The 10,285-nt window shown below is 45.8% G+C and carries 8 protein-coding genes; 4 read left to right on the plus strand and 4 right to left on the minus strand.

Annotated features, from left to right (window positions below; translation table 11 throughout):
* The first annotated feature begins 729 nt into the window (after positions 1-729).
* The 3 genes from ggt to QT996_RS27175 all read left to right on the plus strand — a co-directional run bounded on the left by ggt (position 730) and on the right by QT996_RS27175 (position 3,936).
* Entirely contained in the window at positions 730-2,460 is a 1,731-nt protein-coding gene (gene ggt / locus QT996_RS27165; protein WP_333050486.1) for a gamma-glutamyltransferase, read from the plus strand.
* Between the two features lie 485 nt (positions 2,461-2,945).
* Entirely contained in the window at positions 2,946-3,827 is an 882-nt protein-coding gene (locus tag QT996_RS27170) for a choice-of-anchor L family PEP-CTERM protein (protein ID WP_333050487.1), read from the plus strand.
* Positions 3,811-3,936 (plus strand): hypothetical protein, encoded by a 126-nt coding sequence (locus QT996_RS27175; protein ID WP_333050489.1) that lies wholly within the window; start codon positions 3,811-3,813, stop codon positions 3,934-3,936. The genes QT996_RS27170 and QT996_RS27175 overlap by 17 nt, the downstream gene beginning before the upstream one ends.
* Positions 3,937-4,281: 345 nt before the next feature.
* Here QT996_RS27175 and QT996_RS27180 read toward each other — a convergent pair whose 3' ends face one another.
* From QT996_RS27180 to QT996_RS27195, 4 genes are all read right to left on the minus strand, one after another.
* Positions 4,282-5,484, minus strand: coding sequence for a pentapeptide repeat-containing protein (locus QT996_RS27180; RefSeq protein WP_333050491.1), 1,203 nt, complete (start codon positions 5,482-5,484; stop codon positions 4,282-4,284).
* Between the two features lie 108 nt (positions 5,485-5,592).
* Positions 5,593-6,441 (minus strand): alpha/beta hydrolase, encoded by an 849-nt coding sequence (locus tag QT996_RS27185; protein ID WP_333050493.1) that lies wholly within the window; start codon positions 6,439-6,441, stop codon positions 5,593-5,595.
* Between the two features lie 194 nt (positions 6,442-6,635).
* Entirely contained in the window at positions 6,636-7,361 is a 726-nt protein-coding gene (locus QT996_RS27190) for a DUF3120 domain-containing protein (protein ID WP_333050495.1), read from the minus strand.
* The gene (locus QT996_RS27195; protein ID WP_333050496.1) at positions 7,354-7,938 is read right to left on the minus strand and encodes a hypothetical protein; all 585 of its coding nucleotides are present in this window, start codon (positions 7,936-7,938) and stop codon (positions 7,354-7,356) included. Before QT996_RS27195 ends, QT996_RS27190 begins: the two co-directional genes overlap by 8 nt.
* 579 nt (positions 7,939-8,517) lie before the next feature.
* Between QT996_RS27195 and QT996_RS27200 the strand changes: the two genes are divergently transcribed.
* Entirely contained in the window at positions 8,518-9,747 is a 1,230-nt protein-coding gene (locus tag QT996_RS27200) for a ferrochelatase (protein ID WP_333050497.1), read from the plus strand.
* Positions 9,748-10,285 lie beyond the last annotated feature (538 nt).

The following is a 10,285-nucleotide window of genomic DNA, read 5'->3' on the forward strand; positions in this document are numbered from 1 at the left end:
ATTAATAATTAAGTGGGGTCGTAAAATCAAAAATAAGGGCAATGCGTGTATCACAGTTTAAATGTGCAACAGCTTATCTACTAAAAAACCTGGTTCCTGACTCAGAGCGATTCGGGTTAATCGCTGACAATAAAATTGTTTCTCGTGGAACCGGAGCGAGCGAGTGAGGAATCTTAGTCGTGACTACAAACCTAATTATCATCCTTTAACCAAAGTTGAGATCAAGAGTCTGTAAATCCTGTTTTATTGATTAAATCACCAGTCGAACAACTGCCAAAAAACTGATATGCTAAGTCTGCCATGTGTGGCATTACCATAGCCCTGACCTAAAAGTTTGAGTTAATTATTTTTGAGGTTTCATTTACTGGCGAGGCTTAATCAGGCTAGGAAAAAACTATTTTGAAAATTGAGAATATTGGTTTATCTAATTGGCATCTTTAGGATTTCCCACTCTAAATCAGCAAGGCAGTTGGTCGGGGATTATCAGCTTTTTTGAAATCAGTAGCTTTTCAAAAAAGATGCTTTTTTCAACTTGTTTAATTATTAAATTGCCATAAGGTGTCACTCTTTTTTCTCTTCCTCTTGTACCGCGAGAGGTTCCCAGGGTCAAATCGTTTCCCCATCTGCCATAACAGGTAATTTATTTGCGGTTGAACTCAGTACCGCTAAGTTTTAGGGAAGATGCTTCTAAAAGTATACTATAAAAAATCCTCGCCTCACCCGTAAAAAATGTTGCCAAAGTTCTTGAGCAAAGTGCAAATTTATACTTGTTGCCTAACAGTCTTGGTGTTGGGCGGCTGCCAGCAACAGCTACACCCAACCTTGCAGCCGCAGCGCAGCAAACAGGGCATGGCAGTTTCGGCTCACCCTCTGGCGAGCGCTGCGGGGCTGGCCCTGCTGCAACAGGGAGGCAATGCAGTGGATGCGGCGGCTGCTACGGCTTTGGCGATTTCGGTGGTGGAGCCTTTTTCGGCGGGTATCGGCGGCGGGGGTTTTTTGCTCCTGCGGCGGGCCGAAACGGGGACTGTGCAAGCGCTGGATTTCCGGGAACGAGCTCCGAAACGGGCGGCGCGGGATATGTACCTCGACAAGCAAGGTAAGGTGCGTCCAAGGGCAAGTCGGGACGGGCATTTGGCGGCGGGTATTCCGGGTACTGTTGCTGGACTTTATACGGTTCACCGCGAGTATGGTAAGTTGCCTTGGGCTGCGGTGGTGGCGCCGGCGATCGCCCTGGCGGAAAATGGCTTTCCAGTAAGTTCGCGGTTTACCACGGCTACCGGGCGACGACAGGATGTGTTCAAAAAAAACCGGGCGGCGCGGGAGGTTTTTACTCGTGGTGGCATTTTATACCAGCCGGGTGAGCTTTTGGTGCAGCGGGATTTGGCGCGGAGTTTGCGGCAGATTGCACAAAATCCGCAGAGTTTTTATACTGGGGACATTGCGCGGGCGATCGCCGCCGATATGGCTAAAAACGGCGGCCTTATCACTCTGGAAGATTTGAAAAACTATACGCCGATTTGGCGAAATCCGGTTTGTGGCAACTTTCGCACTTACGAAATTTGCGCGATGTCGCCTCCTTCTTCCGGTGGCGTTCATTTGTTACAAATCTTAAATATTCTGGGAGATACGGATCTCAAAAGGTTGGGGAGGCAAAGTCCAGATACGCTACATTTACTGGCGGAGAGCATGAGGATTGCTTATGCTGACAGGGCTGAGTATTTGGGCGACCCGGGTTTTGTGAGTGTACCGGTCAAAGCCCTGACTAGCACCAATTATGGCAAATTGAGACGATCGCAAATCCAAATGTCAAAAGCCAGACCCTCCAGCGAGGTAAAGGCTGTTGACGCTGAAACTTTGAACCGTCTGCTGTGGGAGTCTCCCGAAACTACCCACCTGACGGTAGTTGACAAAGAGCGCAACGTAGTAAGCTTAACGTTTACGGTGAATGGGGGTTTTGGGGCTGGAGTCGTGGCCGCGGGTACGGGAATTTTGCTCAACAACGAGATGGATGATTTTGCAGCGGCGCCGGGAGTGCCGAATTTGTCGTCTGGTTTGGTGGGCGGGGAGGCAAATTCGATCGCCCCAGGGAAAACTCCTTTATCGAGCATGACGCCGGTCATTGTGACAGAAAATGGCAAATTTCGCCTCGCTGCTGGGGCTCCCGGAGGCAGTACGATTATTACCACGGTGTTGCAAATAGTGCTGAATGTGTTGGTTTACGACATGAATGTCGGCGATGCTGTATCTGCACCTAGAATTCACCACCAATGGCAACCGGATCGCCTGAGGGTGGAACGGGGAGGTTTTGAGACTGCGACGCTTTCGGAGTTGCGGCGGCGGGGACACCAGATTGTCGAAGCTGACGGCTGGGGAAACGCTAATGCGATCGTCCTGACTGCAGACGGTTGGTTGGAAGGGGCTGCCGATCGGCGCGGCGAAGGAGAAGCAAGAGGGTTTTAGTCAACAGTCAGTCGATTAGAGATTTTAGATTTTAGACTTCGGCGAGCCGTCGAGTCGCGCTCAGTCGAAGGATTTTTGATTTACTCCAGAGATGAATCTGGGATGTTGAACGAGCGTCAAAAATTTTGATATCTCTACGACAGGAATCTGAGGCTGGTATACGTTTTTTGGGCGAGATCCTTAGTCATTAGTCATTAGTCATTAGTCATTTTGGATCTCGCAAACGGTATTTAAAACCTGGTTTCTTTTGTTTCCAGTGCGTAAGTCCTGAAATTATTATCTGTGTACGTTTATTTTTGCATCCGTATTTTTGCGCTGATGTTTATTGGTTGACTAACTGCCAACAATTACTAAAACAAATAATCACCAAAAGCGTAAATTCACTTATGTGTAAAGTTATTGTAAAGGCACTAGACATTGATACTTATCTAATGTAAAAATGAAGTTGGGCATAAAATCAGGTTTGTATCTTCCAGGAAAAATTTATGATAATTACTCACAAAATTGCTGCCTTAACAGCTACATTAACTACTGCTCTGAGTTTGTTGGCAGCGCCAGCAATGGCATTTTCCGTAGGGGCAACTAATAACACTGAGACTTTAAAAAATAATTTATTGGGGGCTAATACAGCAGGGTTGAGTAATTTCTCTGTTTCAATTACAGGTAATCCGGCTGCTTTTGGTACTTTCACTAATGACCCCTTCGGTTTGACATCAGGTGTTGTTCTGAGCACTGGTAAAGTCACCGATATACGGGGTAAGAATCGGAAAGATAACTTCACGACCACAAAGATCAGCGATTTAAGCACGGACTTTGGGCCTGAAGGTGAAGAGGGGGATTTGACTCAGCTAAACCTCAGCTTTTTTGCTAATAGCACGGTTAAAAAGTTAGTCTTTCAATATGTATTTGCTTCTGAGGAGTTTCCTGAGTTCGGCAATTCTGAATTTAATGACGATTTTGAACTGCTGCTGAACGGCACTAATATGGCAAAACTGAGCGACGGAAAAACAGTTACGATTAATAATCTTGTTCCTGATCCATATAATCGCTCTACCTATCACCCAGACTATATTGACAACCCAAGTTTGACAGGTATTGCTGCTAACATCGTTAAGCTGGACGGTTTTACTAAGGTTTTAGGTTTTGAGGGTTTGCTCAAGCAAAATCAGACGAATGTTCTCAGTATCCGCATTAAAGATGTGGGCGATGGCAAGTTAGATTCTGCTGTATTTATTAAAGGCGGTTCTGTGGAGACGGTTCAAGCTGAGCCGGTTCCCGAACCGATGAGTGTGGGGGGTTTGATGGCGGGAGGCGCTATGCTGGCTGCTGGACGAAAGTTACGCAATCGCCGTGGCGGAAGTAATTAATAACGGAAGGAAGAAGGAAGAAGGAAGAAGGAAGAAGGAAGAAGGAAGAAGGAAGAAGGAAGAAGGAAAAAACAGAACAGGAACCATTTTGGCGGTTGCTGTAATATGAATCTCGATTAGCCGTGTTGGAGACAGAAAGGGGGTTTGGTGAACGAAAAGAGCTCGTTGCAGTTCTTGAACAGGGTAAAAAAAACTCGGTTTGTGCGATCGCGATCGCGTAATATCATGTCAAATAATTTAACCATTATTGGTACGCAGCGAGGAATGCAAGTCCTCATACAATTCTGACGACGAATGGCCTCACTACGAACCAATTTTATTGCGGTTGTTCTAGCGGACAGAATATAAGTTTTGATCCAAAATTCGCGAAGGGCAAATTTTTTTGTATTTCGAGTTGCCGCAAATATTTTGGGTAAAACCCGCCTCTACAACAACTGACTAAAAACTAAATAATTTAGCTATGAACAGTACCGTCGGGTAAGATTGTACCTGTTAATGTAGTCCGGGTAAGTTTGACCATAACTCGATCGCCGTAACCGATTTTCGCTCCTGTTAAGTCTGCACCGCTCAAGTCAGCACCGCTCAAATCGGCTCCGATTAAGTTGCTTTCTCTCAAGTTGGCATTGATCAAACAAGCTCCTAACAAATTGGCCCTGAACAAGTTCGCTTGGTGCAAATTCGCGCCTGTGAGATTGACGTTGTGTAGAAAAGCATCACTTAAGTCGGCTTCACTCAGGTTTGCATTGCTCAAGTTTCTTCCTGAAAAATCCTTTTCTTTTAAGGAAGCTCCTTTGAAGTTGGAACCGCTCAAATCGGGAGCTTGCGGCCCAGCTTGGCGGTAAGACTGAGATGGCGGTGGCTGCGATTGGTAGCGGGACGCCTCTGAATAGGGCCCTGCAGGGTTTCCCCCATAGTTTCCCGGATAATTTCCAGGATATTTTCCTGAAGAGGGTTCAGAAGAGTAGCGGGGTTCTTTTGGGGTGGCCGGTGGTGGCTGAGTGTTTGGATACTGACTATTTCTGTACTGAGTATTGGGTTGCTGAGTGTTTTGGTACTGAGTATTGGGTTGCTGAGTGTTTTGGTACTGAGTATTGGGTGGCTGGGTATTTTGTTGCTGGGTATTTTGTTGCTGGGTGTTTCTGTACTGAGTATTTTGTTGCTGGGTATTTTGTTGTTGGGTATTTTGTTGCTGGGTATTTTGTTGCTGGGTATTTTGTTGCTGGGTATTTTGTTGCTGAGTATTTCTGTACTGGGTATTTTGTTGCTGGGTAGTTTGTTGCTGAGTGTTTCTATACTGAGTATTTTGTTGCTGGGTGTTTTGGTGCTGAGTGTTTCTGTACTGAGGGTTTTGTTGCTGGGTGTTTTGGTGCTGAGTGTTTCTGTACTGAGGGTTTTGTTGCTGGGTGTTTTTGTGCTGAGTATGTTTTTGCTGAACGTTCTGATTCTGACCTCTTGGTTGAATCGATCGCAATTTTTCGCGAGCTTGATTAATTTCCTTAATCTTTTCTTCAGCTTTCTGTAGTAGTCTGGGATTATCTTTGGGGATGCGATCGGGGTGCCAAATGAACGCTAAATCCTTGTAGGCTTGGCTAATTTCTTCTCTGGAAGCTCCGGGCAACAGTCCCAGCACTTTATAGTATTGGTCGAGGTCGTTCATTGTACCACCTTTCGCTTTAAGAAATTAGGAATTAAAAATTAAGATCGGAGCAAAAGCCGTTCTCAAAGCTTGCGTGTCCGATCGTACATTAGATGAACAATAACTCAGCTAAGCCGCTGCTGGCAAAAAGTCTCGAATTCGCTGCAAGTATGTTGCGGCATCCTCCAGCATCGGAAAGTGAGCCGTATTAGGAATTATAACAAATTCTACTTTTTTGCTCAGGGAGGCTGCTTGCTCTCCCATGACGGCGGGGATAATTTGGTCGAATTCTCCGGCAATAAGCAGTGTGGGAACACTCAGCCGCGCAAATTCTTGGGGCATTTCCTCGGCTGCTCTTTTGCTGACTGCCGTCACCATTGTACCTATAGCAGCTTGCTCGTCTGCCATTAAAAAATCCTTGAGAAACGCCAGACTTACCTCTGTGGGCAGGGAACGGCGCAAAAACCGAGCCATAAATAGCCGATCGGCAAACGGGATGGATGCCAGCCAAGAGGGTCTAAATTTTACCACATAGCCACCGAATTTGTGAAAAGTTGTAAAAGATTTTTCGTCGTATTCAAAAATTCCGCTGCAAGTGAGAATTGCTTTTTCTACTTTTTCGGGGTAAAGGTTGAGAAATAAAGTAGCAATTGATGCTCCTGTGGAGTGAGCATTGAGAAAGACGCGGCTTAAATTCAGAGCTTCTAATAATTCCGCTAAGTCGTGGGCGTAGGTTTCGAGTTCGTAGCTGGACTCAGGAGGCTCTTTTGGCAAAGGCGATCGGCCAAAACCTCTCATATCGTAGAGCAAACAATCAAAATCATCAGCAATAGCCCGTGCCGTGCTTTCCCAGTAGCGCGCTGATCCGGCCCAGCCGTGCAGAAATACCATCACTGGTTTCCCGCTAGGTTGGGCTGTGTTATCTGCCGTTATCCACTCGTAATAATGTTCTACACCGCGAATTGAAATGAAAGACATGATATTGATTTTGGATTCTGAGATTTTAGATTTTAGATTTTAACTCATAATTGTTCACTAAATACCAAAATTCCCGGCTTCTTAAAGAAGTCAGGAATCTCAAGACTACATCTATCAAAAAATCTGCGTTAATCTGCGTCAATGCGCCCACATCTGCGGTCAAAAATTACCAACATAGGAACCAATCATAAATCTTAAGCCGCAGATGCAGCCAGCCAAAATAAACCATCTACCAAAAGCGTGCTTAACACCGCGCCGCTGAAAGCGCGCCAGTGCAGTTCTCGATCGCGCAAACTCAGCAAACCGACTGTTAGCAACACAGCGATTAAAACTAGAGCACAGCCTATGCCCCAAGGAGTTTCGATTTGACCGATCGCACTTTGAAAAATCGGCATAGCTAATTCCGGTTCCGCGTGCATCACTTGGCGCCAGTAGGGCATCAAGCCTGTTAAGTAAAAATATAAATCAGTAATGGCAGTACCCAATAGGGAACCCAAGTAAAAATAGCCGCCAACTTTTCCCCAAGATTTGCCCAAGCACCAAATAGCAAAAGGTAAGCCAATTGCTTCTATAGGTAGATGTAAAATTGGTTCCCATCTAAACCAGCCCCAATAGATAGAACCTGCGAGCCAACATCCGGCAAATCCTAATAATAAATCTCCCCAAAGTTGGGTTTTGGGGCGGAAAATTAGAATTAAACTCACAACGAACCAGGGGATAGTTGACAGCAAACTGATAGTTGGATATAAGCGCACTAAGGGTGCTTGCACGAAGACTGGAATGGAGACTAAAAATGCTGAGGCGCTAAATATTAACCACTGTTTGATGGTGTTTGTTGTGCCTGAAGTGACAGAATTGTCTAGGCGGGCGATGGTGGCAATAGGTGCGATCGCTGAAGATACTAAATTTAGATTAAACAACTGATTGGACTCCGTATTGTTTCAATAGGTGGACTAAAAATTGTGCTGCGGTTGTGGGTGCGACAGTCTCAACGCCGGCGGTGGTTTGGCTGACGTGCCAGCCTTTTGCCGTTTGGGGATCTCGCCATAAATCCAAATGTTCGATCGCGGGATCTGCATAAAAGCTCTCTCCACCGCTGCCGAGAATTGCCGAACTCCAGTGCGTAAAGCGATCGTGGCTGATTCGGTGGATGGGAAAATTGCCCCCCAGAGGTACTCCCCAACCGTCTAAGGCAAAAAAAGCCCCGACTTGGCCGCCGAGTTGCTGCCACATCCAAGCCGCCCCGATCGCCCCGGCTACTCCTGCCGAAAAGCTGACAAATACTAGACTTTCTCCTGCTAACTCTTCGCTGCACAAAAAGTGCAAGATGTCAAGAGATGAAAAAGGCGGATATTTATGAGCGGGAAAAATCTTGACACCATCGACTATTTGCTGGTTTTGGCGATCGGCTGCCAGTCCCCAAAGCCCCGAAAGTCCCGCTAGGAAACAGTCGGTTAGCTTTGGTTCGTGGACTCCGGGGCAAATTACCAGTCTCATAGTTCGTCAAGAAAGTTAATATACTTCGCAACATAACTTTATCATATGCCTACTATATCATATACTACCCCTGGGGATAGGGTGTTAAACTTATAATAGAGTCAAGTTTGAAGAGTATCCCCCCAAGTTAAATGCTGGGAACGCTCCAAACCGCATTAATCTGAGGCAAGGTGAGGGAGTCTTAAGAAAACATGAAACTTATCCCCCCCCGCCCCATCTCCTGTCAAGCTTAGCAAAGGCTGATTCTAGTTTTAAGCTGTTCTGTATTTAGATTTAACTTTTCCGGCGGCGTCGAAGCCGACCCCACAAAAGCTTAAAGAAACAGGATTGTGAAAATTAGAGGCCTGCCAGCTTAGCTGCCCTACGAATTTCGGGTCAGGGTAAAAAAACCGACTTAGGACTGATGCTCATCAATCCGGTTTTTAGGATAAATAAGAGGTTTGACCGGGAAGTATGGGCGCAGAAACCGGGAATCAGCCCCGCGCACGTCAGTCGTGCGATCGCACACAATGAAAAATCTCTGATTCCCCCTTCATCCTGTCTGGATCTCTTAGAATAAATAAAATTGAGGAATACAAAGTGGTTGCTTCTCCAGAAAAAATCGATTTCAAAACATCTGCAGCACCCGCAAGTAACGATCGCGTTGCTGTATTGCTGATGGGTTACGGCGAAGTCGAAAGCTACGACGATTTTGCCAACTACAACGAACAAGCTTTAAATTTGCTTACGGCAAAGTTTGCGCCAGTACCGCTTTGGATTTATCCGCCGCTGGCGAAGATTTTAGCAATCTTTGACTTGCACGAGTGGAGTCACCAACACGGTCAATTCGTTTCGCCGCACAATGCAATTTTTGAACAGCAGCGCGCCGGGATTGAAAAGAATTTACAGGAGAAATGGGGCGATAAAGTAAAAGTGTTCAAAGCTTTTAACTTTTGCGCGCCATTTTTGCCGGAACAAGTAATCCCTCAAATTCAAGCAGAAGGATTTGACAAAATTCTGATTTATCCGCTGTTGGTAGTTGATTCTGTTTTCACCAGCGGCATTGCAGTCGAACAGGTGAATAAAGCTTTAGCACAAACCTTTGATGGTAAGGAACATTGGGTAAAAGGACAGCGCTACATTCCTTCTTTTTACGATGAACCTGCTTACATCCAGCTAATGGCGGATTTGGTTGAAGAGGAAATTAAAAACGACTTAGCTGTAGCGCATTTGCCTTCTCAGATTGGGATTGTGCTGATGAATCACGGTTGTCCGCACAAGGCTAAGGGCTTTACTTCGGGTATTGTGGAAAGTCAAGCTTTGTACGATCGCGTGCGGGAACGTTTGATGTATCGCTATCCTTTGATTTCGGTGGGTTGGCTGAACCACGACACGCCGCTGATTGAATGGACACAACCGGATGCGACGTTGGCTGCGAAGAATTTGATTGATTTGGGTGCAACTGCGATCCTCTTTATGCCGATCGGATTTGCCACAGAAAATCACGAAACATTGTTAGATGTAGACCACATTATTGAGTCTTTGCAGAAACAGCGTCAAGGAGTTACTTACCGCAAATTGCCTTGCGTTAATGACCATCCAGAGTTTCTGAAAATGGCCGCTGAGTGGGCAAATCCGCAGATTGAAGCGTTGTTGAGTGAGACTGCGGTTGCTGTTAATCCGAGTTTGGCTTCGGCGCACCGCGAACACAGCCATTCTCATGAAGGGCACGGTCATTCTCATGGGGATCACGGGCATTCTCACGGTGATCACGGGCATTCTCATGGCGGGCACGGTCATTCTCACGGCGGGCACGGGCACAGTCATTAATTGAGTCGTTGGGTGGGGGCGGGTTTATTATATTCTTGGCTTCCGACATAGATGGTTGGTAAAACCCGCCCCTACAGGTCTGTAGGGGCGGGTTTTACAGATAATATTTGAGCCTCACAAACAATCTAGATAAACCCGCCGCGGCGATACTAATTGAGTGCGTGAGTTCAGATTAATTCAGGTCAAAAGTCGCTCGTCCTTTGGTGTATTAGAAAAGGGGCGATTTGCTTTTTTATCATCAAACTGATAAGCTTTTCTGCATTCATAGTGAGATTAATAGTGGAGTGCCTGTGGGAAACGAAGTAGGGTGACACAATCAAATCCCTACTTTCCGAGTCGAGGCGATATAATTGAAGCAGTTGCGGTAAAAATGAGAAAATAAATAAATGAGAATTATTCGTTTAGAAATTACCAATGTAAAAAGCTTTCAAGACAAAGTATATCTCGAATTTGATTCCCAATTTATACCAATTTTCAAAAATCATGCAACAGTAGCTAGGGCTGACAAAATGTAATCCCATCCAGTTATAGATGCTAT

It is taken from the genome of Microcoleus sp. S13C4 (assembly GCF_036700865.1).
In the GTDB taxonomy this organism is placed as follows: domain Bacteria; phylum Cyanobacteriota; class Cyanobacteriia; order Cyanobacteriales; family Microcoleaceae; genus Microcoleus.